This is a genomic window from Halobacillus aidingensis, from assembly GCF_900104185.1.
GTDB classification, from domain to species: Bacteria; Bacillota; Bacilli; order Bacillales; family Halobacillaceae; genus Halobacillus; species Halobacillus aidingensis.
Map to the genome: position 1 here is coordinate 130,614 of NZ_FNIZ01000002.1, position 24,053 is coordinate 154,666.

At 41.2% G+C, this 24,053-nt stretch carries 26 protein-coding genes and 1 pseudogene; 21 read left to right on the forward strand and 6 right to left on the reverse strand.

Going from position 1 to position 24,053, the window contains the following annotated elements:
- Positions 1–146: 146 nt before the first annotated feature.
- From BLS23_RS02445 to BLS23_RS02460, 4 genes and pseudogenes are all read left to right on the forward strand, one after another.
- Positions 147–1,304, forward strand: a pseudogene (locus BLS23_RS02445) (M14 family metallopeptidase).
- Between the two features lie 141 nt (positions 1,305–1,445).
- Positions 1,446–1,715 (forward strand): DUF3243 domain-containing protein, encoded by a 270-nt coding sequence (locus tag BLS23_RS02450; protein ID WP_089651127.1) that lies wholly within the window; start codon positions 1,446–1,448, stop codon positions 1,713–1,715.
- A 366-nt stretch (positions 1,716–2,081) separates the two neighbouring features.
- Complete coding sequence (locus BLS23_RS02455) at positions 2,082–2,306, forward strand: helix-turn-helix transcriptional regulator (RefSeq protein WP_089650940.1); 225 nt, start codon at positions 2,082–2,084, stop codon at positions 2,304–2,306.
- Positions 2,287–2,718: a hypothetical protein gene (locus tag BLS23_RS02460; protein ID WP_089650941.1), complete on the forward strand. Its 432-nt coding sequence runs from the start codon at positions 2,287–2,289 to the stop codon at positions 2,716–2,718. Before BLS23_RS02455 ends, BLS23_RS02460 begins: the two co-directional genes overlap by 20 nt.
- 59 nt (positions 2,719–2,777) lie before the next feature.
- Here BLS23_RS02460 and BLS23_RS02465 read toward each other — a convergent pair whose 3' ends face one another.
- The 6 genes from BLS23_RS02465 to BLS23_RS02490 form a co-directional block, all read right to left on the reverse strand.
- Positions 2,778–3,632 carry a manganese catalase gene (locus tag BLS23_RS02465; protein WP_089650942.1) on the reverse strand — a complete coding sequence of 285 codons (855 nt, stop codon included), beginning with the start codon at positions 3,630–3,632 and terminating at the stop codon, positions 2,778–2,780.
- A gap of 106 nt (positions 3,633–3,738) precedes the next feature.
- The gene (locus tag BLS23_RS02470; RefSeq protein ID WP_089650943.1) at positions 3,739–4,176 is read right to left on the reverse strand and encodes a YndM family protein; all 438 of its coding nucleotides are present in this window, start codon (positions 4,174–4,176) and stop codon (positions 3,739–3,741) included.
- A 160-nt stretch (positions 4,177–4,336) separates the two neighbouring features.
- Complete coding sequence (locus tag BLS23_RS02475; RefSeq protein ID WP_089651128.1) at positions 4,337–5,470, reverse strand: zinc-dependent alcohol dehydrogenase; 1,134 nt, start codon at positions 5,468–5,470, stop codon at positions 4,337–4,339.
- Between the two features lie 287 nt (positions 5,471–5,757).
- The gene (locus BLS23_RS02480; RefSeq protein WP_089650944.1) at positions 5,758–6,258 is read right to left on the reverse strand and encodes a DUF3231 family protein; all 501 of its coding nucleotides are present in this window, start codon (positions 6,256–6,258) and stop codon (positions 5,758–5,760) included.
- Positions 6,259–6,729: 471 nt separating this feature from the next.
- Positions 6,730–6,885, reverse strand: a complete 156-nt coding sequence (locus BLS23_RS02485) for an aspartyl-phosphate phosphatase Spo0E family protein (RefSeq protein ID WP_089650945.1) — start codon at positions 6,883–6,885, stop codon at positions 6,730–6,732.
- A 237-nt stretch (positions 6,886–7,122) separates the two neighbouring features.
- Complete coding sequence (locus tag BLS23_RS02490; protein ID WP_089650946.1) at positions 7,123–7,965, reverse strand: aldo/keto reductase; 843 nt, start codon at positions 7,963–7,965, stop codon at positions 7,123–7,125.
- 383 nt (positions 7,966–8,348) lie between these two features.
- Between BLS23_RS02490 and BLS23_RS02495 the strand changes: the two genes are divergently transcribed.
- The 17 genes from BLS23_RS02495 to BLS23_RS02570 all read left to right on the forward strand — a co-directional run bounded on the left by BLS23_RS02495 (position 8,349) and on the right by BLS23_RS02570 (position 23,413).
- Entirely contained in the window at positions 8,349–9,518 is a 1,170-nt protein-coding gene (locus tag BLS23_RS02495) for a lactate 2-monooxygenase (protein ID WP_089650947.1), read from the forward strand.
- A gap of 224 nt (positions 9,519–9,742) precedes the next feature.
- Positions 9,743–10,225, forward strand: a complete 483-nt coding sequence (locus tag BLS23_RS02500) for a DUF2975 domain-containing protein (protein WP_089650948.1) — start codon at positions 9,743–9,745, stop codon at positions 10,223–10,225.
- A gap of 10 nt (positions 10,226–10,235) precedes the next feature.
- Positions 10,236–10,448 (forward strand): helix-turn-helix domain-containing protein, encoded by a 213-nt coding sequence (locus BLS23_RS02505; protein WP_089650949.1) that lies wholly within the window; start codon positions 10,236–10,238, stop codon positions 10,446–10,448.
- Between the two features lie 10 nt (positions 10,449–10,458).
- Complete coding sequence (locus BLS23_RS02510; protein ID WP_089650950.1) at positions 10,459–11,298, forward strand: DUF817 domain-containing protein; 840 nt, start codon at positions 10,459–10,461, stop codon at positions 11,296–11,298.
- An 84-nt stretch (positions 11,299–11,382) separates the two neighbouring features.
- Positions 11,383–11,742: a hypothetical protein gene (locus BLS23_RS02515; RefSeq protein ID WP_089650951.1), complete on the forward strand. Its 360-nt coding sequence runs from the start codon at positions 11,383–11,385 to the stop codon at positions 11,740–11,742.
- 209 nt (positions 11,743–11,951) lie between these two features.
- Positions 11,952–13,913 carry a phospholipase D-like domain-containing protein gene (locus BLS23_RS02520; RefSeq protein WP_089650952.1) on the forward strand — a complete coding sequence of 654 codons (1,962 nt, stop codon included), beginning with the start codon at positions 11,952–11,954 and terminating at the stop codon, positions 13,911–13,913.
- A gap of 166 nt (positions 13,914–14,079) precedes the next feature.
- Positions 14,080–14,514, forward strand: a complete 435-nt coding sequence (locus BLS23_RS02525; RefSeq protein WP_089650953.1) for a cell wall hydrolase — start codon at positions 14,080–14,082, stop codon at positions 14,512–14,514.
- Positions 14,515–14,738: 224 nt separating this feature from the next.
- A complete protein-coding gene (locus BLS23_RS21650) occupies positions 14,739–14,915 on the forward strand; it encodes a hypothetical protein (protein ID WP_167355985.1) in 177 nt (58 codons plus the stop codon).
- A gap of 37 nt (positions 14,916–14,952) precedes the next feature.
- Positions 14,953–15,132 (forward strand): hypothetical protein, encoded by a 180-nt coding sequence (locus tag BLS23_RS02530; RefSeq protein WP_089650954.1) that lies wholly within the window; start codon positions 14,953–14,955, stop codon positions 15,130–15,132.
- A 148-nt stretch (positions 15,133–15,280) separates the two neighbouring features.
- Positions 15,281–15,724 carry a GNAT family N-acetyltransferase gene (locus tag BLS23_RS02535; RefSeq protein WP_089650955.1) on the forward strand — a complete coding sequence of 148 codons (444 nt, stop codon included), beginning with the start codon at positions 15,281–15,283 and terminating at the stop codon, positions 15,722–15,724.
- Between the two features lie 138 nt (positions 15,725–15,862).
- Positions 15,863–16,162, forward strand: coding sequence for a hypothetical protein (locus BLS23_RS02540; RefSeq protein ID WP_089650956.1), 300 nt, complete (start codon positions 15,863–15,865; stop codon positions 16,160–16,162).
- 497 nt (positions 16,163–16,659) lie between these two features.
- Positions 16,660–17,742, forward strand: a complete 1,083-nt coding sequence (locus BLS23_RS02545; RefSeq protein WP_089650957.1) for a mechanosensitive ion channel family protein — start codon at positions 16,660–16,662, stop codon at positions 17,740–17,742.
- A 243-nt stretch (positions 17,743–17,985) separates the two neighbouring features.
- Entirely contained in the window at positions 17,986–18,477 is a 492-nt protein-coding gene (locus BLS23_RS02550) for a hypothetical protein (protein WP_089650958.1), read from the forward strand.
- Between the two features lie 278 nt (positions 18,478–18,755).
- The gene (locus BLS23_RS02555) at positions 18,756–20,051 is read left to right on the forward strand and encodes a hypothetical protein (RefSeq protein WP_089650959.1); all 1,296 of its coding nucleotides are present in this window, start codon (positions 18,756–18,758) and stop codon (positions 20,049–20,051) included.
- Positions 20,052–20,182: 131 nt separating this feature from the next.
- On the forward strand, positions 20,183–21,226 hold the full coding sequence (locus BLS23_RS02560) for a hypothetical protein (protein ID WP_089650960.1): 1,044 nt from the start codon (positions 20,183–20,185) through the stop codon (positions 21,224–21,226).
- A gap of 109 nt (positions 21,227–21,335) precedes the next feature.
- Complete coding sequence (locus BLS23_RS02565) at positions 21,336–21,629, forward strand: hypothetical protein (protein WP_089650961.1); 294 nt, start codon at positions 21,336–21,338, stop codon at positions 21,627–21,629.
- 512 nt (positions 21,630–22,141) lie between these two features.
- Complete coding sequence (locus BLS23_RS02570; RefSeq protein ID WP_089650962.1) at positions 22,142–23,413, forward strand: L-lactate MFS transporter; 1,272 nt, start codon at positions 22,142–22,144, stop codon at positions 23,411–23,413.
- Positions 23,414–24,053 lie beyond the last annotated feature (640 nt).

The following is a 24,053-nucleotide window of genomic DNA, read 5'->3' on the forward strand; positions in this document are numbered from 1 at the left end:
CCCGCCCCCGCTTCATTTAAAGCGGGGGCGGGCATTTTTTTATCGTTCGTAGGTTTCGAGATTTTGAATGAAAGGTAAATTCATTAGAGAGATTCAGTAAAGTAAATAGCTGGTTTTAGAGGTCTCGTCTATTTCTATGAAGGATGGTGAGTGTAATCGATATTAATAACTATTTCAAAAATAATTATGAAGAATCCAGAGAAACGTTTAGAGGTTTATTGAGCAAAATTCAAGAAGTCTGGCCGGAAGCCAAGCTTTATCAACATGCGATTGGTGAAAAAGAAGACAACTCCATAGATGTTATTTATGCGGAAGCGACATCGTCCAACGACAAAGTGGCCCTGCTGACATCGGGTGAACATGGAATTGAAGGATACGCGGGAGCAGCTGTTATTCATTTATTCGTCGATCATTACCTAGCATCCATCGATCCATCGACGACGGGGATTTGTTTGGTCCATGCCATCAATCCTTGGGGCATGAGGCATTTTCGCAGAGTCACAGAAAATAATGTCGATCTGAACCGGAATTACTTTTTAGAAGAAACAGATATCCCTTATGATCTAAATGAAAACTATGAAAAAGAAAGTCACATCTTTCTTCCGAAGAAACCGGTGGATGTGATTTCTAAAGAGAAGACGGAATTGTATGAAGCCTTGAGTAAAGGGATGATGAACGAGGGGTATAAAGGAATCAAACAAGCCAAAGGAATGGGGCAGTTTCAGTTCGACCGCGGGGTGTATTTCGGCGGTTATGAAGAAGAGCCTTCCGGTTCCTATATCAAAACATGGCAGAGGCATTTGCTTGGGCAATTCTAAAAAGTCATTCACATGGACTGGCATACAGCGCTTGGACCGACCAATGAAGTGACCATGGTCATTTCCGAGAAGCACGGCATAAAGGAAGATGAGCTGAAAGCTTCCTATGGCATGGAAAATATCCAAGTGTTTTCTCCAGAAGACGTCAAAGGCGATTCGACGAATTACTTTTATGAATTAAGAGAGGCGGAATATCCTTCTACATCACTATTCTCCGCCTTGTTCGAGTTTGGTACATTTGGAACCAGTCGTGAAGCGGAACTGAGGGAATTTACGACGATCATCTTAGAAAACCAACTGTATTGGGAAGGTACGGAACATGAGGAAAGCAGGGAATGGATCCTGGAAGAGTTGATGAATATGTTCTATCCGAAAGAGAAGGAATGGAAAGAATCGGTCTTGGAAGAAGCTTGTGAAGCCATTGAATCTGTGCTGAAAAAAGAAAACATTCTCGAGTCTTCTGCTTCTCATTCTTCCCATGAATAGGAAGGGAGACATGTAGGAAAGTGGATGCGCGGACCCGACGCTTTCCAATGTTTACTAAATTCTGAAAAAGGAAATGGTCTTTATACAAGAAATAAAGGAGGAATCACATTGGTACACGATCCAAAACAAGCAGCAAAACAAATGAATGAAGAAAAGAAAGAAGATATTCTCCAACATTTTGAAACGTTCAAAGATTATTTAGGTGACAAAGTGCAAAAAGGAGAAAAGCTGGGACTCGGAGAAGAAGGTCTTTCCAAAGGGGCCAAGCGGGTAGCCGATTACCTCGCTGAACATGAGGAACCGAGAAACCGTGAAGAGAAAGTCTTAAACGAATTATGGAATGTAGCGAATAAAGAAGAACGTGAACATATGGCTCATGTATTGGTTAAATTGACGGATCAAACCAACTAGAAGGTAAAGCGTCTCCATCATTGGGGCGCTTTTTTTATTCATTTTTTTAAATAACTGTCGAGTGCTTTAAAAGATGAGAAGAATGAGCCCAGCGATTAATAATAAAACAGACCCTGAAAGTAGAGCAATTTTTGTCGGTCGGTTGGCTTTATGGAAGATTCGGAAAAACAAGATGATCACCTCCATATGAAAAGATTTGATCCTACTTTTACATACGTTTGAAAAGTGTAAGAGATTCATTTTTATATTCCTTCTCTGGACTGATTTTTCTTAGACCTGAGGCAGTCACCATAAAACTACGGATGTAATATATATATTGCATTATGTGGTGTATCTGTTATAGTTTGGTGGAAAGGGAAGGTATTTATGGATAATCATGTTAAAGTGGCGAGAGTGAGCAAAAACCTCACCCAACAGCAGTTGGCTGAAAAGACCGGTGTGACGAGGCAGACCATCAGTTTAATAGAAAAAGGGAAGTATAATCCAAGTTTGAAATTGTGTCTTGAAATTTGTTACGCCGTGAATAAAACCCTCGATGAAGTTTTCTGGGTGGAAAAGGGGAGCGATTCTTTTGAAGAAAATAAGGGATGAACGGCTGCAGTGGAAGAACTTAAAAAACATTCGTGTGGTTTACATCGTTCAAACGCTCGGAATTTTAGCGATTCTTGGTTATGATCTTACAACGAAAGGGTTAGACGGGATGACTAATAATCCGGTCTGGATCGTATTTATGGTCTCAGTTATTGTAAATGCATATTTATCGATGACCATAAGTGTCGATCATGAAGAACGGCAGAGGTCCCCTGTTAAGAGTCTTTATATATCCTTGACGGTCATTAGTGTACTCGCCGCTATCATTGGTTTGTTCGTATCCTTTTCAGATGGGCAGACAGTATGGAACGGCCTTCTCATCGGAGGAATCATTTTCGTCAGTTTCCTGGTCCCAGTGTTGTATATCTTTAAATTAAGAAAGGATAACTTGGAAGAAGAGATATCCAATTAATTTTCCTATGTAACCCGCAACAAGGAAGAACCTCCATGTGTGCGGGATTTTTCATTGTCCTATGATTGGAAGGTCTGGTTTTGAGCTTCTCTCATTTCTTTTGGCGGCGTTCCATGGATATAAGCAGGCCCTGGTTTAAGGTCGGGAATCTGGCCCATCGGTTTAGGATCCTGAATGTATTCAAAAGAACCTTTGCCATCCAATGTTGGCCCATTTGCCCATCTTCCCTGCTGACTCTCCGTACCTTCAGAAAAATTGTAGAAAGAGTAGGAAACTTCCTGCTTTTCGTATTCCTTGTTAAACGAGCTCGGAACGATAGCCCCTTGTGTCTGCTCGAGTTCTTCGATGGCTGCCATCCATTGATTCTGGTGCATCGTATCACGGGCAATGAGGAAAGAAAGCATGTCTCTCACTCCAGGGTCTGTCGTCATTTCGTAAAGCCGGCATACTTGAAGCCTTCCCTGTGATTCCGCATTGAGATTCGCCCGGAAATCTGCAAGCAGGTTTCCGCTTGCGACCGTATAACGGGCCGTCCATGGGTAGCCGACACTATCATTAGGCTGGGCTCCCAAACCGTTGACAATCGCGTGCTGGGGGTTCATTCCACCTAAAACAGCTTCAATCGCGGGATCCTTGGCTGCCTGTTCTTGATCATTTGCAGGCGCCCCATCCAAAAGCTGTGCGATCATGGTCGCAATCATTTCCACATGCGCAATTTCTTCTGTCGCAATATCTAAGATCATGTCTTTGTATTTATTTTCAGCACGGCAGTTCCAACCTTGAAAAAGGTACTGCATCATGACAGACATTTCTCCGTACTGTCCGCCTAAGATTTCCTGCAGTTTTTTTGCATACACGGGATCAGGTTGTGAAGGTTTTGCATTATATTGAAGTTCTTTGATGTGATAGAACATAACATCTCTCCTCTTGTGGTGGTGTCACGTTCTTAGTGTGGGGTAATCGCCAACTTATATGTGAAAAAAACAAGGGAAAACATTGGATGTTTTCCCTTGGACGTACCTATTTTTCCTTATCTTCTTCATCATACGGAAAAAGTTCTTCCGAAGCTTCTGTTTGCAGCTGGCCAGTGGAACGTACTTCGTGATTTTCTTTCTTTTCCTGATCGAGGCTTCTTGCCACCGATTGATGGAAGAAGTATTCGAAAATCGCTAAGGAAACAGCTGAGATTAAGGTGGCTTCAAATACATCGTCACCGACTGTCAGTGCATCGGTCATAAAGTATATGACGGCGAAACTAAGGACAAAATCCCCGGCTGTGGCCATGGTGTTGTTTGACTTTTTAAGAATCGTCACGTCACCTAAATAACCGAGAGCACTAACGACTAGGGAAATGAGAAAGACGTTTCCGAAAGAGACGTCAAATCCTAAACCTAAAATGATAAACAGAATGCCTAAAGTGAATACAAACTTCAGGGCCAGTAATTTTACGTGTGTCATGTAAGGCACCTCCTCAAGCTATAAGATGCACCATTGCATAAAAAATATACGTCAAAGGAGTTGGTCCTTTTAGTGGGTATGCCCCGACAAATTAGTGAGTAACAGAGAACAAACAGGTTTCAGCTTTTCTTACACTTGTTACTGGATAAGTCTTGGGAAATTAAGGATTTAAGATGACTTTGATGCAGTCATCCTCGTGTTTATTAAATTTTTTATAGCCTTCTGCTGCTTTTGCCAAAGGCAGTTCGTGCGTAAGGATCGTCTTTGGATCGAGCTCATTTCTTACAATTTGTTCATAAAGTGGCTTCATATAAGGCCTTGCATGGGCCTGCCCCATTTTGATCTGGATGTTTCTCGAGAAAAAAGCCCCGAGAGGAAACATGTTGTAATTTCCTCCATAGACCCCGGTAAGTTGGACCGTTCCGCATTTCTTCACTGCTTTCGATGCGATTTGAATCGGACCGAGCGTTCCTCCCTGGAGTTTGAGTTTTTGTTCCATGAATTCCAGTGGAGATTTCTTCCCATCCATGCCTACACAGTCAATCACGACATCCGCGCCGCCTTTGGTTACTTCTTTCAAGATTTCTCCCATATCCTTATGCCTTGTGAAATCAAAGACTTCTGTCCGGTTTGTGATCTTGGAATGGTTTAAACGGTAGGAGAGGTGGTCGACAGCGATCACTCGCTCGGCCCCTTTCTGCCAGGCGAATTTTTGTGCCATCAAACCAACAGGACCACACCCTAGAACAATTACCGTATCTCCTGGTTTGACACCTGCGTTTTCCACGCTCCAATAGGCGGTTGGGAGGACATCCGAAAGAAACAGCAGGGAAGGGTCATCCAGTTCGCAGTCCTCCGGCACCTTAAAGGGCGTAAAATTCCCGAAAGGCACCCGCAAATATTCCGCTTGTCCACCAGGATAGTTTCCAAATTTCTCGGAGTACCCGAAATACCCTCCAGAATCGTAATGGGGGTTGGCGTTGTCACACTGGCTTACATGATTTGTATCACAATATGGACAATGACCGCAGGCAACGGTGAACGGGATGACGACACGGTCGCCTTTTTTTACTTTGGTTACTTCCGGACCGACTTCTTCCACGATTCCCATTGGTTCATGTCCGATAATATAACCAATCGGCAAAGGGAAATTGCCTTGATACAAATGTAAGTCAGATCCGCAGATGGCTGTGGATGTAATGCGTACAATGACATCTTCTTTATCCTGTATCTTTGGAGCGGCGACTTCCTTGACAGCTACTGAATATTTTCCCTGGTAGGTAACAGCTTTCATCATTTATCCCTCTTCCTTGCAAGTTTATTCGAATGGTGGAGCCATGGATTATTATGTAACGCGAGCAGCCAGCTTTATAAGGCGGTTTCAGCTGCTTTTCGTCACTTTCTTATCGTGTTTTACTGTCAGCATTAACATAAGAATGCTGAAAACAGTTGAGAGAACTGTACTCCCTATAAGGATCCAATAAATCTGGGTTATTTTTTTATTCAAATCCACTCTCTCCTTGTTGGTGAAGTAAAGGTTTACCACAAGGGAAGCCCTTGTGGTAAGGATTGAAGCTGTCTTCAGTTCTTTTTATGAAGAGGAGGAACGACAAGCCAGCCTTTTTCTTTATTAAGGCGGAGGGCTTTTGCCCCTGCTTGTACCTTGTTCATATGGAATTTACCAAACAACATGGCGACATCTTCTCTTGTGGATTGCCCGATGGCCTGACTGCAGGCGACCAACCCTTGAGAGATATTCAGTGATATAGCCGCACTGATTTCCGGATCATTCAACCGTGCACCTACTGGAATGTCTTCAGCGTCGGCCACGGATCTTTCAGGCGGAGACGGAGGAAGGACGACACCGTTTACTTTTAAAACTTCCTCTATTTCCTGTGTCTCCTGTCTAATCCCCTGGACGAGTTCTTCCAAAAGACGTTTTAATTCTTTGTCACCTGCGTGATTATACATGGTCTGGTAGCTTGCGGAGTCTCCCTTTGCTACAGATAGATAACTCCAAAGACTGAAAACTTCCCCATAATGAAGGGGTTCTTGCTGTTGGTTTCCGCTTAAGATTCCCATATCTTCACTCCTTCGTTTTTGGTACAGGGATAGTATTCTTATCATTATGAAAATCATTCATGGAAAGGGACCATATGTATTTCTGTGAAAGGTAAGCACCAGGGGCACGTGTGGAACGAGATTTACGAAAGGTGCCTCCCGATACAAGTATGGCGTTTCTTTTTCGCTCCATACGTATACATTGCGGTGGCGGAGATTATTATAGTGTGACTAAAACCAGCGGATCGTTTTTTCGATGGATACCGAACATGTGACGACTCCAGAATATCTGGAACGACCGACAAAGGGGCAATCCGTATAATTTTTTGAAGATGGGAAGTTATAGTGGCAGGAAGGGGAAGGTCTCTATCTTTTGATTGAATTATAAAGCGCTTTCATTTTGTGATAGGATAAAATGAATAAGTAACCATATGCACCTCGGTTCGAAATCGTCCCTGAATCAAATAAAAAGGAGCCGTCCATGATGGCTCCTTATCTCCGCTTCAAAGAATCTAATTGATTTAACAATTGATCCAGTTCTTGAGATATTTTTACTAATTCACTATATTCCACGGAATCCAGGTAGGCTTGATACAATTGTTCTCTTACGGACTCGATTCTGTTTTCCAAGCAAAGGATGGTTGGCATAGCGCTCCCCTCTGATTTATACTTTTTCAAGCTGTTTGGATATCTTATGATGTGCTGGTCTTAACACAATTTTAATACAATCATTCTTATTCCCCCATAGGTATATATGTGGGTATTTTTGGATGGTGTGATTGAAGAGAGACTTTAGAAGTAAGCGGTCATTTTTTGTTCTAAATGAAGGACGATGGAAACTAAAAACAAGCCGTCCTCTATACGGGGCGGCTTGTTTTTAATGATTTAAAATTCCTGATACGTAGCAGGGTTCTGGTCTTTCATTCTGCCGGTTTCACGAGTCAATTGATTGATTTTGTTCATGTCTCCATCCGTCAAAGAAAAGTCGAATATAGATAGATTTTCTTTTTGGCGTTGTGGTGACGCCGATTTGGGAATAGCTACTGAACCGAGCTGATAATGCCAGCGCAGAATAACCTGGGAAACCGTCTTATCGTGATGATCCGCTACACTTTGTATCACCTCATTGTCGAGGATGTTCTGGACACGGGCCAATGGACTCCAGGATTGTGTTTGGATCTGCTTCTCCTGGTGATAGGCTCTTTGTTCCTCTTGGTTGAAAAATGGATGAAGTTCTACCTGGTTCAAGCTCGGTAAGACGCCTGTCTCTTTTTCAAGGCGATCCAAATGTTCCGGGAGAAAATTACATACCCCGATGGAGCGGATCAGGCCCCACTTTTGAGCGTCGATCAACGCTTGCCATGCTTCCACATACAAATCCTCTTTCGGGTTCGGCCAATGGATTAAGTAAAGATCATAGTAGTCCAGCTGCGCGCGGAACAGGGATTCCTGGATGGCCGTGACGGCTTTGTCGTATTCATGGTACCGGCCAGGTAGTTTGGACGTAATTTTCAATTCATTTCTTGGGATGCTGCTGCGGCGGATCCCTTCGCCGACCGTCGCCTCGTTTTCGTAATTATAGGCGGTGTCGATCAAACGGTAGCCTACGTCTATGGCACTTTGGATGGCTGAAGCGCCGCGGTTTCCGTTCAGGCGATACGTTCCAAACCCTAAGGATGGAATGGTGAGACCATCGTTCAATTGAATTTCAGGAATCGATTGACTCATTATAGTTGCACTCCTTTATTAGATCTTTTCCTATAGGTGATCAAAGATTGTTCAGTAGTTCTGAGGAAAGCTTAAACATATACTCTTTTACCTTGTCTGTGCAACCGTAAACCAATGACAGCGTGTACATTAGAGATTATTATAAAAACGATGGAAGCACTTGGTTCGTTTCCGTTTCCTCCAGGTTTCTGGGATTATCGTTCATTTTAAAAGTCAATTGTGGACATAGAATTCTGTTGAGTGTAGGGCAGTCACGTAAACAAAGGGTGAAGTTCTAAGACTATTACACTAACGTTTATGAAGCGCTTTCATTATATGATAGGATAGAAGTGCGCAATGGAAAAAGTCACCAGTTAAAACGAAATCGATGAGGAGGTTAAGAAATGTCTAATTTCGGAAATCAAGTTCAATTCGAGGTGTATCAGACGATGACGCAGCCTGATCCTGACAGGCTTCCCGTTTCATATGAGGAATGGGAAGCGAGGGCAAGAGAAGTCCTGGAGGATGGTCCTTTCTATTACGTAGCGGGAGGGGCAGGCGGTGAAGAAACGATGAAAGACAATCTTCAGAGTTTTACCCGGTGGAAGATCGTCCCGCGAATGCTTAAAAATGTGGAGAATCGTGACTTAAACGTAGAATTGTTCGGGAAAAGGTATGATTCTCCCCTCTTGCAGGCGCCAATCGGTGTGCAATCGATTATTCATGAGGGTGGAGAATTGGCTTCAGCAAGGGCTTCTGCAGCATTGAATATTCCATACATCGCAAGTTCTGCCTCTACAAGAACGATGGAGGAGGTTGCCGGAGTGATGGGGGAAGCTCCAAAATGGTTTCAACTTTATTGGAATAAAGATCCAGAAGTAACGGCAAGTTTTGTCCGGCGGGCAGAAGCCTCTGGGTATGATGCGATTGTCGTCACATTGGACACGCCTATGATGGCCTGGCGGGAAAAGGACTTGAAGAATGTGTACTTGCCTTTCTTGATAGGCGAAGGTGTGGGGAACTATTTTACAGATCCTGTGTTCCGGTCTCGACTGGGAGCACCCCCAGAAGAGGATCCTGCCCAGGCGGTCATGCATTGGACTAAAACGTTCGGAAATCCGGGGTTAACGTGGGAGCATCTGCTTTTTTTAAGAGAGCATACCGATTTACCAATCTTGCTGAAGGGCATTCTTCATCCGGATGATGCAAAGAAAGCGCTGGATTTTGGTGTAGATGGAATCATTGTCTCCAATCATGGTGGAAGGCAGGTCGATGGAGCAGTGAGCTCTCTTGACGCACTTCCACCGATAGTTGAGGCGGTAGGAAAAGAACTCCCTGTGCTGATGGATGGTGGAATTCGCCGAGGAGCTGACGTGATTAAAGCATTGTCTCTCGGTGCGAAAGCCGTACTTGTTGGACGGCCATGCATGTACGGACTGGCTGTTGCCGGAGAACAAGGAGTGCATGAGGTGTTAAGAAATCTATTAGCGGATACGGATATCACCTTGGCTTTATGCGGTTGTTCATCGATTGCTGAATTGAATGAATCTATCTTGCAGGCATCAAAAGGATAAACTTACGTGAAATAGGAGCAAGCCTAGCGCAGAACCATTTTGATCAGGGTTCTGCTCTTTTTTTCGTCCTCATATGAAGGAAGGGACCTTTCACCTAAACGGTATCAGGACTAGAGTTGGGATTCCTTATCAATATATTTATACCTAAAAAAGATAATTATTTATTGAAAAACGATAAATGGGAAGGTATGATAAGAATGACATTATGAAGTGAGGTGCTTTTTATGAAACGTGGATCGACACTCTTTTTGAAGCTGGCTGTCTTTTTGATTGGTCTGCCGGTACTTGCGCTGTGTATATTTTTCGTTCCTGAGTTTGCGGAATTTACGGGCGTTCTTCTTTCCGATTTTCCAGTCATCGAACCAGTCGTCTTTATTTATATGTATCTAACAGCCGTCCCTTTTTACATGGCGTTGTATCAAGCGTTTAAGCTGCTGACCTATATTGACAGGAATCAGGCATTCTCCGATTTATCGGTCAAAGCATTGAGAGTGATCAAATTTTGTGCGATTACCATCAGCGTTCTTTACGTTGTACTTATGCCGGTGATCTATATGGTCGCTGAAATTGATGACGCTCCTGGTCTGATTATGATTGGGATGATCATCATCTTCGCTTCCGCAGTCATTGCTGTTTTTGCTGCTGTCCTACAAAGACTGCTGCAAGAAGCGATAACCATCAAATCTGAAAATGATCTTACGGTCTGAGGTGATCTACATGGCGATTATAATCAACATTGATGTGATGCTTGCGAAAAGGAAAATGAGTGTGACTGAGCTTTCCGAGAAGGTCGGGATTACGATGGCGAACCTCTCTATTTTGAAAAATGGCAAGGCGAAGGCCGTCCGTTTTTCAACTTTGGAGGCGATTTGTAAGGCGCTCGACTGTCAGCCTGGAGACATTTTGGAATATCAGGAAGACGAAGATTAGGAGGGGTCGGATGCGAGCGGTGAAACAGCTCTTACACTTCGGATGGGAACAGGCATGGTCCTGTTTGTTTCCAGTCGTTATTTTCGCTTCTTTGGCGATTACCAAATGGGTGCCGATGCCCTTCTTGCCGAGGTATGATTGGCTGCTTATCATTTGTCTCTTCATGCAGTGGTGGATGGTACGCGCTGGACTTGAAACACGGGATGAACTGAAGGTGATTTCGTTGTTTCACGTGATCGGACTTGCGCTCGAACTTTTCAAGGTCCATATGGGTTCCTGGTCTTATCCGGGAGAAGGCTATTCAAAAGTGTTCGGCGTCCCCTTGTATAGTGGGTTCATGTATGCCAGTGTTGCGAGTTACCTTTGCCAGGCTTGGAGAAGGCTGAAGGTGGAGCTGGTCCGGTGGCCGTCTTCCTGGCTCGTCGTTCCGCTGGCGTCTGCTATTTATTTGAATTTCTTCACCCACCATTTTTGGATGGACATCCGCTGGTGGTTATCGGGGCTTGTAATTCTCGTTTTTTGGAAAGCATGGGTTCGATACGAGGTGAACGGCACGCGTTACCGGATGCCGCTCGCGCTATCGTTTGTGCTGATCGGATTTTTCATATGGGTCGCAGAAAATATCGCGACTTATTTCAGCGCATGGGAATACCCGAACCAGGCTGAAGCATGGAGTCTTGTTCATCTAGGAAAAGTGAGTTCCTGGCTCTTGTTAGTGATTGTGAGTTTTCTAATTGTAGCAACCTTGAAGCGAGTGAAGAAAGGTTCTGATGAAAATCGTAGCTTCATGGGTGAGGAGAGCAGTCCGAACGTGCAAGGACGTTTTGGAAGTGGAAAGTTATATTCGTGAAGGTGTGAGATCCTCCGTGATATGGCCTTTGTTTGTCATGGAAGGGGGGATTTCATATTTTGAAATGGAAGGGAGAGGGATTGTTTGGGTATATCTGTGATCGTGCTGATTTTCTTTGTGATCGTAGGAATCATTATGGTGGTCGTCCCTTCCCTTATAGTGAAAAAACAAGGGAGAGGGCCTTTCCCGTATAAGAGGTCTTTGAGTATCGGGGTTTTACTTCTTGTCCATTGGGTTTTATGGTTATCGGGCTTTTATGCTTTGCTTCCTGTGAGAGTTGCAGACGCCATTTTTCTTCCGGTATGGTTCGTGTTATGTGCTTTTGGTGCTGTTTTTGCGGGATTAGAGTTTAAGAATAATGCCGCTTTCGCCATTCCTCTAGCCGGCTTTACTTTTGTCAGCTTTGTCTTTGCCCTTTTTATGGAAGGGTTGTCTCAGATGTAATACATAAGAAGACGGCTGGATGAACCAGCCGTTTTTTTGATTAAAAAAGTAAAAATGAGGAAAAATTATGTATCCTGGGTTTCATCAATTCCTAAGTTAATCAGGTCCATCGATTCGTTTATTGTAAATGATCCGTAAATTCTGAATTCATCCCCTTCATTTATGGTACGTTGAGAATTGTGAGAAAAAAGTGAATGGGGGATGGAAACATGAGCAGATGGAAGCCGGGATTTATCGCTGTACTTATTTTTGTATTAGGATGGACGAGTATCCCTTTGTCGCAGGTGACCGAGGCAGCAGGGGCGAATGATGTGGTCATTAACGAAGTGGCCTGGATGGGGACGGATGTAAGTTATAACGATGAGTGGATCGAACTTCACAATCCGACCGGTTCAGATATATCTCTGGAGGGATGGTCACTGAATGCAACGGACGGATCTCCAGTAATTTCGTTAACTGGCACGATTCCTGCCGGAGGGTATTACTTACTCGAACGAACGGATGATTCGACCGTTACGGCTGTTGATGCCGACTTGATTTACACAGGTTCTATGAGTAATACAGGTGAGGTGCTTGAGCTGAGTGATGGTACACAAGTCATTGATGCTGTGGATGCTTGGTATGCAGGTGATAATAACACGAAAGCCACGATGGAACGGATCGATCCGCTATCGGAGGGGACCAATTCTTCAAACTGGCGTACAGCAACCGATACATATTCAGAAGGACTTGGGACTCCTTCCGCTAGCTTTTCCGTACCATCAGAAGGATGTTCTACGTCAGATGAAAAATTGAACAACGTGAGCGAGTCAGCAGGGAGCATTAATGTATACTTTAACAAATGCGCCTATGATGACTACGCGACTTCCGGAAACGGAGCCAACTATAACGTGAACTTAGAAGACCGGTTAATCCATCGCATCAAACAGGCGACGACGTCGATCGATCTTGCCACCTATGAAATCAACTTACCAGGCATCATTGATGCGCTGATGGCCAAAGCGGCTGAAGGGGTCGACGTCCGTGTCATTGCGGATGCGAAAGACGGCAGTGACCCTCATTATGCAGAACGTTATCAAACCATGCGTTTGTATGTGGAAAAATTGGTGCGTGGACAGGACAATGTCTTAGGAACAAGCGATGATACGACGGTATTTTCTGATTCCATCATGTTCGCTGTGGAAGATCAGGCGCTGCGGGAACAGTACGGACTTCCGACTTCAACGAACGGAATGGAAGAAGTGACCGTTGAAGTCGGAAGTGGTACAGAGACCGGATACAAACTTGTCGATGCCGAACAAAAAGAAGAAGGCAGTTATTACTCGCCAGGACAACAAATGCATAACAAATTTGCAGTCATTGATGGAACATGGGTATTCACAGGAAGCTGGAATTTCACCGTGACCGGTTTATATGGATCAGAGGAAAATATGCAGAATGATGTCCTTGGAGGAAACACCCAGCATGTTGTGGAATTGAATTCCGCAGCCCTTGCTGACGTATTCAAAACCGAGTTTGATGAAATGTGGGGAAGCGCTACTCTGAATCCGGATCCGGCTGTTTCGAATTACCATGGTCGTAAAGTGGACAACACCCTTCATACCGTGGATGTAGGTGGGAAAGAAGTGGATGTCTACTTTTCTGCAGGTGATGATGCTGTTGGACAAATGACTTCCTATGTGAAAAATGAGGCGGATTACAGCAGTTATTTTTCCATCTTTGCATGGAGTGACCAGGCCCTTGTCGATGAATTGAAATACAAGTGGGAAGGCTCGTACAACGACTTGGAAGGAAGTTTGACAGGCTTTGATGTGCGCGGTGTTTTTGACCAGAGCTTTTGGAACCAATGGTGGTCGGCTTCCATTGAAATGACCGGCCGTACGGCAAGCCAATCATCAACAAATAACCCTAATGTACGATGGAATCATGCCGCTCCTGTTTATGAAGATGCGGAAGATCGTAAAATGCACGCGAAGACAATGTTGATTGATGCCACCCATCCGTCTAGTGATCCTACTGCGATTGTCGGATCAACGAATTGGAGCACGAACGGAAATGATATCAACGATGAAAACATGTTGTTTATCCATGATGAAAAAGTAACGAATCAATTTTTACAAGAGTTTTATGCCCGGTATGAGGCGGCGGGAGGAGAGATTCCCACACCGTAAATGGTTTGTGATAAAGGTCCCCTAGCTTTTACGAGCCAGGGGACTCTTTTCATCCATTCTCTAAGGCTCGGATTCTATGACTCAGCGAGGCCGTCCGAAGGGGAACCCTTCCTAAATCATGACATCAACCCAGCTTTTTTTCATACAATATGTTGGGGTGAGTAAAATGAGGGTGAAATATACGAATGCAGATGTTGCTCTAATGGCGCGGATGATGCGGGCAGAAGCCGTAGGGGAAGGGAAACAAGGAATGTTGTACGTCGGCAACGTCATTGTAAACCGTGCAGCAGCTGACTGCCTGGACTTTACGGATGTAAGATCGATCCGGGATGTCATTTTTCAAGTCCAGGGGGGGAATTATTCTTTTGAAGCGGTTCAGAAAGGAAATCTTTTTTATAGTCCGGCAAGAGAAATGGAAAAAAGATTGGCAGAAAGAAACCTGAAATTCTGGCGTATGCACCCGGCAAAGTATGCTCTATGGTATTTCAATCCGTTCGGTGAGTGTCCTCCTACCTGGTATGGTCAGCAATTCACAGGGCGTTATAAAAATCATTGTTATTATGAACCGGTCGCAGGAACATGTGCCAGTGTTTACAGATAACAAAGCTATTCTAATAGGTGTGAGAAGGTATGTGAGGAAGTGCAATCCTTTATGGGATTGCGCTTTTTAAGTGCCCCTTGAGTATTGAGGAAGGGTTTGAAATAATTGACTCTAAGTCCTTTATCCACCATGCAGGTAAGGGATCGCATACATAGGCATCGATTTGATGTCAGTCCAGCTATAATTAGTTGACCCCCTCACTTAATCATTTCAGGGAGGTTTATATGTCTGAAGAACGAGAGAAAGAAATTCTAGATGAAATTCAAAAAATGAATAAGAAGTTAGATGAGATCCATGAATCTAAGGGGATGTCTACTCCTGTTTTATACGTAATCGGAATTCTAGGCTTCCTATTATTAGCCCCTATTTTGGTTGACTTGATTATTCCTTTGATCAATTAAGGAGACTGGAAAAATAAAAAGGAGAGGTGTAGAAGACATGAATATGAAGTCTGCTGTTCTGCTGCTTTTTGGCGTGTTGTTTGGTTTAATTCTAGCCAACATGTTCACCCACAGTCATTTTGATGGCAGCCAGTTGTTATTGACAGTGATCGGCGGCGTTTTCGGGTATGGGATCGTCATTCTTTTTGTAAAGAAGAGGCAGGGGAAAAGGAATTAGCTTCATCCATGTCCTGTAACTCTCATTAAATGCCCTCTAAGTCCTAGTCAATGTCCTATAACTAACGGTTAATGTGTTCAATGTCCTTTAACCAAGTGTTCTAATCATTTGAAGGAATGCGGCACAATTGTGTTAAGGAGTGAGTCCAATGGAATTTGAGTTCAGGCCGATCAAGGTGGAAGATGTGAAACAAATTGATTCATGGAACTATGATGGCTTCGTAGAAAAAGTGGAAATGGCGCCTTATTTTGAATCATTCAAGCAAACAGGGAAGTTGCAAGGTCCTGGTGGATATGAAGGATATGCTGCCTTTCATGAAAACGAAGTGGTAGGTTTGTTCGAATTCGATGTGAATGGAAGGATCATGGAGATCGGATTAGCATTGAGGCCGGATTGGATTGGGAAAGGGATAGGTGCAACCTATGTAAAGCAGGGCATAGCATTTGGTATGCATCATTATCACGAAGACGTTAATGAAATACGTCTAGAAGTGGATGAACAAAACAAAGCAGCCATCCGTGTCTATGAAAAAATCGGTTTTAAGAGAAAAACACAAAAGGACCGGAATATTGAGATGCGAATGGTCTTGTAAGAGTTTCCTACCATGAAATGGGTAAACCTGCCAATGTGGGTTTGCCTTTTTTTATTATCAAACACTATGGAACACTTTTCCTGCATTCAAAGGGTTCGATCTTTGATAGCATGGCCCTTGAGAAAAGGTGGGGAAAACATGGATGCGTTTCTATTCATACTTAAATATTTGATGCAGGGGTCACTAATTATCGGAGGAGCTCTGTTGACCTACTGGTTTCAATACACAGATGAAGGAAAAAGACACTGGGAAAGAAAAATAAAGAGATTAAATGGGGAGACATCTGGTCGTAAAGGGCAAGGAGGGTATAAGAAAAAGGCGAGGGATATCACACGTTTCCTAAAAGAAGGGTCTTTATTATTGAAAATTTCCCTCAGTCTGTTTGGGATCTTCTTGGTTTCATTACTACTTATGGGTGTTGTCGTATTTTTTCTCTAGCATAAGGTTATAGAGAGATTCATTTATACTACAGGAAAAAAGATTGGTGAAAGAATAGAATGACTGATCTGCATCGTAATTATAAAAATAAAAAAGGAAGATTCCTTAGGTTTTCAGATGGCTTCTTGAGGGATGTGCGGGAATTGAATGTCTATTCCCATTGATTAGCTGTGCCTCTTTAGGTGCGATCTCGGTATGGATAGATTAATCGAAAGGAATAAAGAGGATGAACGTAAGGAGCGTTCATCCTTTTTATATGATTTCTGATCGTAAGATACACCCTTATCCTGCTTCTCGGAAATAATCACCAATGGTCGGCACAGTATTCGGGTCGAGCCAAAGGACATCCGGATCAAACGGTCCTTTCGCAACTCCGGTGGTCTGCGTCACGGAGAAGTTTAAAGGTACGATGGGATAAGTCTGATGTTCGAAAATTCTTCTGTGAGGGAATAGAGATTAGAAGGGAAGGATTTTACATTTGTATGGAGTGAATGATTATGTCTACCAATCTTTTTAATGAGTGGCCCTGGCAGGATATTGTTATGGTGGCGGGTTTTATAGTATTTCTTTTCTTGACACGCTGGATAGCGGGTGTCTTGATCAACCGGCTGTTCCGAGAAAAGGGAAGCGTTCAGAAAGCAGCTCTCTCCCTCATCAATTGGGTTGTGTTCAATGGCCTGCTTTTATTTGTGATTTTCTATTTTTCTGATTCGGCCTGGCTGTTGTACCCTCTCTTCACCATCGGCCAAGTAGATATTACGTTATTTCTGATCATCATTGCTGTCCTGATCATTACCTTCGCCTATAGACTTTCAAATATCTTGAATGAGCATCTCCTGCCTTTTTTCTTCGAGCGTCATCATTTGGATAAGGGGATCCAGTTCACGATGGAGCGGGTCGTCCACTATATCATCATGGTAGTCGCGGTATTGGTTAGTTTGACGACGGTCGGGATTGATTTGAGTGCCCTTACTGTATTCGCCGGGGTCTTAGGAGTGGGTATCGGTTTCGGGATGCAAAACATCGCCTCCAACTTCATTTCAGGATTGATCCTCCTCTTTGAACGCCCGATAAAAGTAGGGGACCGCGTCCTCATTGACGACGTCATCGGTGATGTTGAAAAGATCAGTATGAGAGCGACGGTCGTCCGTACGCTGGAGAATGAACACATCATCAACCCGAACTCTTATTTTTTAGAGGAAAAAGTAGTGAACCGTTCGTTTGCGGACCCGAGGCTCCGCCTGACAATTCCAATTGGGGTCGCCTATGGGACAGATGTTCAAAAGGTGAAAAGAATCCTTCTCGTGGTCGCCGAATTGGCTAGGCAAGAGAACTCGTTCGTTCTGGAATCACCAGCCCCTTTTGTGAATTTCAAAGGTTTCGGTGATTCGTCATTGGACTTTGAACTGTTTCTCTGGATTTCCAATCCGAAAGAAGTCATTCGGATGAAAAGTGAGCTGAACTTCTCCATTTATGAGCAACTGAATGAAAACGGGATTGAAATTCCTTTTCCTCAAAGAGATTTGCACATCAAGTCTGCTCCTGAATCCTTGTTAAAAGGACATCAAGAGGACTCTTGATCGTTGTGTGAATTTAAGAATAAGCGTTCATTTAATGAATGCTTATTCTTATTTTATGTGAAATTTCATCTTAAACTATTTTGGGACACATTCGTATATCTCGAAACTGAGTCTTTAAGTATTGGGCAGGTTAGTTGAATCCTCAGTTTCGAGATAATATTAGATTTGAAACTAATTTAGATTAGTATCGTACATGTAATAAGAGGTTTTTTATAACTTGAAAATGGGGGCAGGTTTAACGAAATGAATAATCCAAGCGAAGAAGCACCAATGTGGGGTATGTCACTAACAATATTAATAATGGGTATCCTATTCTTAAACACTGATATTTCTTATACTGTTACTATCAAATCTTTTTCCTTTAACCTCCCATTAACAGATATTATAGGAATATGTTTGTTAGTCTTTTTTGGTGGGTCCATGTTGCAAAGTATAAAAGATTTCTTTCCCGAAAAGGAAAATAAGAAAAGTATGGATATAATAAGTGTAGGATTAGTTATCGGTCTAATACTATTAATCCTTTATAGTTTGTTTAAAGATATTAAAACCGTAAACCTTTTTCTGATTGCTCTATCATCTATCCCCTTGTTTGCTATAACTTCCAGTTCAATTGAGATTATTGGGCGTGTTATAAATGCAAAAGGTGAGGAAGAAGGGAAAGAGTATAAAGAAACTTTAATCAAAGTTAGCGGCTTACTGGTAACTGTTATATCCCTATTGGTAATGATACTTTAAATAGGATGAAAAATATACAACAATTGGAGTAGTTAAAACATCTCGAAACAAGTCTTAAATCGGGGCAATTCTTTACCATAAGAATTGCTCCTTCTTTAATTTAGGCAGGTTAGTTGAAGGCTCAGTTTCGAGATAATAATTGAGGATTGAGTTAATCAGTATAATTTGAAATAATTAGCATTCAAGCGTATTAAGAGGTCTTTTGTAAAAATGAGTCCTTACTAATGTTAGATTGACATAATAAGATACATAAAAATTCTACATAAGAGGTGAAAATTGTGATTTTGCCTATAGAAAAATGGATTGCTGAACAAAATTTTCCGGTAGAGGCTACTAACCTACTAGATGAAGGCATTATCTGTTATAAATCAGGTGCATATAGAGCTGGCTTGCTTTTTTCCTATCTAGGATTTGAGAAGATTATTAAGAATAGGCTGTTAGACGCCAGACGACCTGATAATATTCATGAAGGTGCATGGGGAAACATACAAAGAGATGTTAATAATGATTCTAAGTGGGAAGAAACTGTGTTTGATACAATTACAGGGTTTTCTAATATGCCAATCTTCCTCCAAGACAACAAAAAACGCGAAGAAATGAATCGACATCTATCCTACTGGAGAGATAGAAGAAATGACGCTGCACATGCTAAAGAAAATGAAATCAATAATGCACATGTAGAAGTTTTCTGGACGTTTATGCAATCTAATATACCTAAACTTGTTGTGCGTGGAAGTAGGGCTGCGATATTGGATAATATTAAACTTCATTTTGACTCTAGATACACACCAGAGGGGTCTGATTTTTCACATATTATACAACAAATAAAGCACTCTTTATATGAAGAAGACTTGAAAAGCTTTTATAAAGATGTCAAAGAAGTATTTGAGGATCTCCACCCATTCTACCCTTTTATTAGTGATTCTGAAATGAATAGTTTTTGGAATGAAATATTCAAGCTTGGAGAGCCATTCTCAACATCGTTAGTCCAATATTTCAAAAGTGAAGATGGCGCTGATGTTTTCATTATTGTTATTCAGGATTTTCCACGCCATATCGCTTTGTTTCATGAAGAAAAACAGTTTATTCATAATTTGTGGTATGAGAAGATAAAGGACTTTGAAGATCCATATAAGATTATGAGTGCACTGTTAAGGAACAGCCTTATTGAAGAGAGAAATCAAGAAGAGGCATTAAAGAAGCTAATACTAAATTTAAATAATAAAATCCCTTCAGATGGACTTGATTTTATGCTATTGAATCAATATGGCTACCTAAACCATTTTAGAAAATTAGTATTTGGGATAGATAGCGAAACTAAGACATTAATAAATGATTTTAGTTGGGGGAACAAAAATTTAAATCCTGTTAGACATTATTTGGAACATAATGGATTAGATGACGAAGTAGTTAACTCTTTGTGTAGAGTTTTCATGGCACAGCCGTATCCAGATAAGATGTGTGCAAATTTAAAAGACTATTTTAATAATCACAAAGATATAAAAGAAGAATTCATAAGAATATCTGAAGGTTTGAGAGCTACTCCACCGACAAGCTTAGGTTTTAACAGTTAAGTAGAAAGTAATTTACCGTTTCAACTCTAAGATAAGTATTTTATTAGAATTAATTTAACTTGATATCAAGTTTTCTAGTTAAGGGGGCATTGCTTGAATAAAAGGTTTCATTCAATGAGAGGGGATAAACAATGATTGTAGTGAATATTTTTGGAGAAATTGAACCCATTGTAATCTCAAAAAAATTAGGTATTACGTTATCTAACCTTCCTCAGGATTGGCAAGAAGAATTAATAGAAACGATGGAGGAAGAAATTCATCGCAGAGAATATGACATAAAGAAACTCAGGAAATACAGTAATATACCAAATATTGAACAGTATAATATTAAAAAAATTGTTGAACATAAAAACTTCTCAGGAATTTTTGGTGAAGGAAGCGGTAATTGCTTGAAGAAAATAGCAAGCAACTTGATGTGTGTAAGTGTTGAGGACTTTGAAAATTCAATGTTACAAAAGAAGAACTCTTATATAGACAGTCCTACTTGTGAAAGAGAGTTCGGAGAAAAAATGATGAATTTATATAAATTTCTAACTAGAAGTGGTTCTAAGAATACAAGTTGGTTGCCATTAACATGTTTGTATTCATCGGAAAAGAGTTTGTTCGAAGAAACCCATGTATTAAGAATGATTTATGCTGAAATGGGTTTAGATATAAAAATGAGTCCTATTATTTTTAATCAAAAGCGGATAGACAGTCTTCTAGGATTTGGAGAAATAATAGATTCATTTCTTGAGAACACAGAAGATTTTTATATGTTTGATTATATCCTGACAGCTATAGCAGATGATAGCAACTATAATGCATATCACATCTTTAAAAATTACTCTTTAATTGAAATGATTTTAGGGAAAGATGAGATCGATAATCCAATAAAATTCGATGAGAAATTATCCCTGTTCATAAAGTCGGATAGATATTCAAGTAAAAAAAAGTTATTCGCTAAAATGATTCGGCAAATTCGCAATAAAATTGCGCACGGCAATTTTATTGAAGTTCGAGAAAAATTAGAAGAGTATGCTGCCCATTTTATGAAAAATTATCACTTTGATTACCTTGAATATAGCAGAGAAAATTGGATTTATTTAAATATTTGTTGCGAATTGGATATAATATTAACTAATATCCTATGGGAATTGTTATCAGAATCCAATGTATCAAGTCATGTAAAATAGATATTTTTACTGCAAACATTGAGTTGTTGAAAAAAATTTATTAAGCATCTACTTAAATGAAAATTCTTCTTTAGTGTGAGCATATACTTTCAGTGGGGAGGTGTTTACATTGAGGAAGACAACTGGGTCAGGAGTTTTTTTACTTACTATCCTTATCGCAGGGGGGATCATTTTTTATTTTGGATCCGAAAGCAACGAGAGGACGAGTACTCAGGAGATTGAAAAATCGATGAAAGATACGGAAGAGGTAGCTGAAATTATTAACTACATAAAAGACAAATTTTCCAGTAACGACAGAATAAAGGATGTTTATTTTGACCATGATCGTAAGTCTATATCCGTCGATACTAGTTTTACAAGATCAGACCTTGAAGACGGAAGTAGATTTGAAAAAAAATTGTAGATGAGCTTCAATTGTACAATAAATCTGGTGAGAGGAATTCTTATATGATTGAAATTAACTTTAGCGAAGGAACTTTGTTTTCAAGCATAGTCATTTTAAATTGACAGTATAAAATTTAAAAAATTCCCTTTTGTGCCTTAAAATATCTTGGATTCGAGACTTAAACAAACGGGGGCTTTAGTTGAATAAGCAATTGAAAATAAATAGAAGAAAAATCTCAGTTCACTGAACTGAGATTTTTTTAATTTTAATTACAAATACTGTGCAATTATTTAAGCAAATCTAGTCACATTTTAAAGTGTAATTTCGAGTTTTGCGATAGGGGACGGAACCCGTTGTGTCCACAATCGCTTCTTTTCTAGTGAGGGAGCCCCGTCCAGGCGGTGGAGAGTATGGAATCTCGCACCATAGTATTTTATTTCAAATAATTTTAAATAGTTTGATTTTTTTCACTAACCGTTGTATCCTATTTTATGAATCCGCTTACAGAGAGAGTGAAGGAGGTACATAATATGCAAGCAATGAAAAACAGATGGTTAATTGCTTTATCAGCTATATCCATCCACCTTTCCATCGGAGGTGCCTACGCATATAGCGTATATACCACCCCCGTAAGTGAACAAATGGGTTGGACCCCAACTCAAGTAACGATTGCATTTACCATTATGATGGCACTGGCTGGGTCATCCGCAGCATTGTTTGGGAAGTTTGTTGAAAAAAATGGTCCAAGAAAATCAGCAATTCTGGCTGGTGTTTTGTTTGGATTAGGACAAGCCGGTTCAGGGATTGCGATCGCGATTGATTCACTTCCATTTTTCCTATTGTCCTACGGGGTAGCAAGTGGACTTGGACTTGGCATTGGCTATATTTCACCCGTATCAACTCTTGTGAAATGGTTCCCTGACCGAAGAGGTTTAGCAACCGGATTAGCGGTACTTGGTTTTGGAACAGGAGCTCTCATTACAGCGCCCGTTGCAGCCAACTTAATGACTGCAATTGGAATATCTAATACATTTTACGTATTAGGGGCAGCTTACTTTGTTTTTATTATATTAGGTGCTTCTTACATTGCCCCACCCCCAGAAGGCTGGGTGCCAGCTTCTATGAAACAAAATATGGCCTCTGGGAATAAAGTTTATAAAAAGGATTTACAACAATTGACTTCAAAAGAAGCGGTTAAAACAAAGCGCTTTTGGCTGCTTTGGACGATGATGCTTATTAATACGACCGCAGGGATCATGATGATTTCAGTTGCTTCACCGATGGCCCAAGAAGTTGTAGGGTTATCAGCCGTTGGAGCTGCCACGATGGTCGGGCTTATGGGTGTGTTTAATGGGGGAGGTCGTCTTGGCTGGGCAACAGCTTCAGACTATATTGGCCGCCCCAATGTTTTTCTGATCTTTTTCGTAATACAAGCTGTTGCCTTTTTCATGCTTCCGATTACAACAAACATCATCTTATTCCAGCTTCTAATTTTACTCGTTGTTAGTTGTTACGGCGGAGGATTCTCTAATCTCCCTGCATTTATTGGTGATTTGTTTGGAACGAAACAACTCGGTGCCATTCATGGGTACTTGTTGACAACATGGTCTTTAGGTGGCGTATTTGGACCTATGATTGTTTCGCAAATTCGGGCTAGAACCGATAGTTACACTGCTGTATTTTACGTTTTTCTTGCTTTAATACTCTTAGCGCTTGTCGTCTCCATTCTTATGAAGTTAGACATTAAAAAGACTGAGAGGGATCTAAAACAACAACAAGAAAAAGAAGCCGTTAATTATTAATTAGGAACCCAAAGGATTTGCATCGTAAAGTTGGATCGCGTCTTACCGACGAGATTCAACTTTTTTCTTAGGGATGGGATGGTTGATTGGATCGGAACCTGGTCGCTTTCCTCAGGAGTCTTCCAGGTTGCCATCCAATCAACGTCATAAGAGAAAGGTGAACGAATGTCAGAACTTAAGATCTAACTTGGAAGCGAGGGGACGGTTCTAGCGCTTCCGACAAAAGCATAAGAACCACCCTTGGCTTTGATTATCTTGAATTCGAGTCTTATAATAACGGGGGCTTTAGTTTAATAAAACACAATGAAATATCATAACTAAGTTTTTAGGTTAAGGAGGTTAATCTTTGATTACTGCTATACTCTTACTCTCTGCATTGTTTTTATAATGTTAAATATTCCAAATTTAAGTTCAAGAAAACAGTTCGAAAAAAATTATCAAGTACAAATTCTTATTGCATTTTTTACGGCCAGCAGTATATCAATAATTGTTTTATTCCTTGATCCAGTCAGTGTAGAAATTAGGTTCACATTATTAGGCATGGGTATTATATCGATATTGGCTAACCTGAATGCGGCTATATCTATTTACATGCAACAAAAGAAGATATCATGAAGCTGAGTTTTGTAGAAAAGGGGGA

Excerpts from the sequence above, each read along its gene's own strand:
- BLS23_RS02450 (WP_089651127.1), top strand. The coding sequence starts at position 1,446 with ATGAATGAAGAAAAGAAAGAAGATATTCTCCAACATTTTGAAACGTTC.
- BLS23_RS02455 (WP_089650940.1), top strand. The coding sequence starts at position 2,082 with ATGGATAATCATGTTAAAGTGGCGAGAGTGAGCAAAAACCTCACCCAA.
- BLS23_RS02465 (WP_089650942.1), bottom strand. The coding sequence starts at position 3,632 with ATGTTCTATCACATCAAAGAACTTCAATATAATGCAAAACCTTCACAA.
- BLS23_RS02470 (WP_089650943.1), bottom strand. The coding sequence starts at position 4,176 with ATGACACACGTAAAATTACTGGCCCTGAAGTTTGTATTCACTTTAGGC.
- BLS23_RS02475 (WP_089651128.1), bottom strand. The coding sequence starts at position 5,470 with ATGAAAGCTGTTACCTACCAGGGAAAATATTCAGTAGCTGTCAAGGAA.
- BLS23_RS02480 (WP_089650944.1), bottom strand. The coding sequence starts at position 6,258 with ATGGGAATCTTAAGCGGAAACCAACAGCAAGAACCCCTTCATTATGGG.
- BLS23_RS02485 (WP_089650945.1), bottom strand. The coding sequence starts at position 6,885 with ATGCCAACCATCCTTTGCTTGGAAAACAGAATCGAGTCCGTAAGAGAA.
- BLS23_RS02490 (WP_089650946.1), bottom strand. The coding sequence starts at position 7,965 with ATGAGTCAATCGATTCCTGAAATTCAATTGAACGATGGTCTCACCATT.
- BLS23_RS02495 (WP_089650947.1), top strand. The coding sequence starts at position 8,349 with ATGTCTAATTTCGGAAATCAAGTTCAATTCGAGGTGTATCAGACGATG.
- BLS23_RS02500 (WP_089650948.1), top strand. The coding sequence starts at position 9,743 with ATGAAACGTGGATCGACACTCTTTTTGAAGCTGGCTGTCTTTTTGATT.
- BLS23_RS02505 (WP_089650949.1), top strand. The coding sequence starts at position 10,236 with ATGGCGATTATAATCAACATTGATGTGATGCTTGCGAAAAGGAAAATG.
- BLS23_RS02510 (WP_089650950.1), top strand. The coding sequence starts at position 10,459 with ATGCGAGCGGTGAAACAGCTCTTACACTTCGGATGGGAACAGGCATGG.
- BLS23_RS02520 (WP_089650952.1), top strand. The coding sequence starts at position 11,952 with ATGAGCAGATGGAAGCCGGGATTTATCGCTGTACTTATTTTTGTATTA.
- BLS23_RS02525 (WP_089650953.1), top strand. The coding sequence starts at position 14,080 with ATGAGGGTGAAATATACGAATGCAGATGTTGCTCTAATGGCGCGGATG.
- BLS23_RS21650 (WP_167355985.1), top strand. The coding sequence starts at position 14,739 with ATGTCTGAAGAACGAGAGAAAGAAATTCTAGATGAAATTCAAAAAATG.
- BLS23_RS02530 (WP_089650954.1), top strand. The coding sequence starts at position 14,953 with ATGAATATGAAGTCTGCTGTTCTGCTGCTTTTTGGCGTGTTGTTTGGT.
- BLS23_RS02535 (WP_089650955.1), top strand. The coding sequence starts at position 15,281 with ATGGAATTTGAGTTCAGGCCGATCAAGGTGGAAGATGTGAAACAAATT.
- BLS23_RS02540 (WP_089650956.1), top strand. The coding sequence starts at position 15,863 with ATGGATGCGTTTCTATTCATACTTAAATATTTGATGCAGGGGTCACTA.
- BLS23_RS02545 (WP_089650957.1), top strand. The coding sequence starts at position 16,660 with ATGTCTACCAATCTTTTTAATGAGTGGCCCTGGCAGGATATTGTTATG.
- BLS23_RS02550 (WP_089650958.1), top strand. The coding sequence starts at position 17,986 with ATGAATAATCCAAGCGAAGAAGCACCAATGTGGGGTATGTCACTAACA.
- BLS23_RS02560 (WP_089650960.1), top strand. The coding sequence starts at position 20,183 with ATGATTGTAGTGAATATTTTTGGAGAAATTGAACCCATTGTAATCTCA.
- BLS23_RS02570 (WP_089650962.1), top strand. The coding sequence starts at position 22,142 with ATGCAAGCAATGAAAAACAGATGGTTAATTGCTTTATCAGCTATATCC.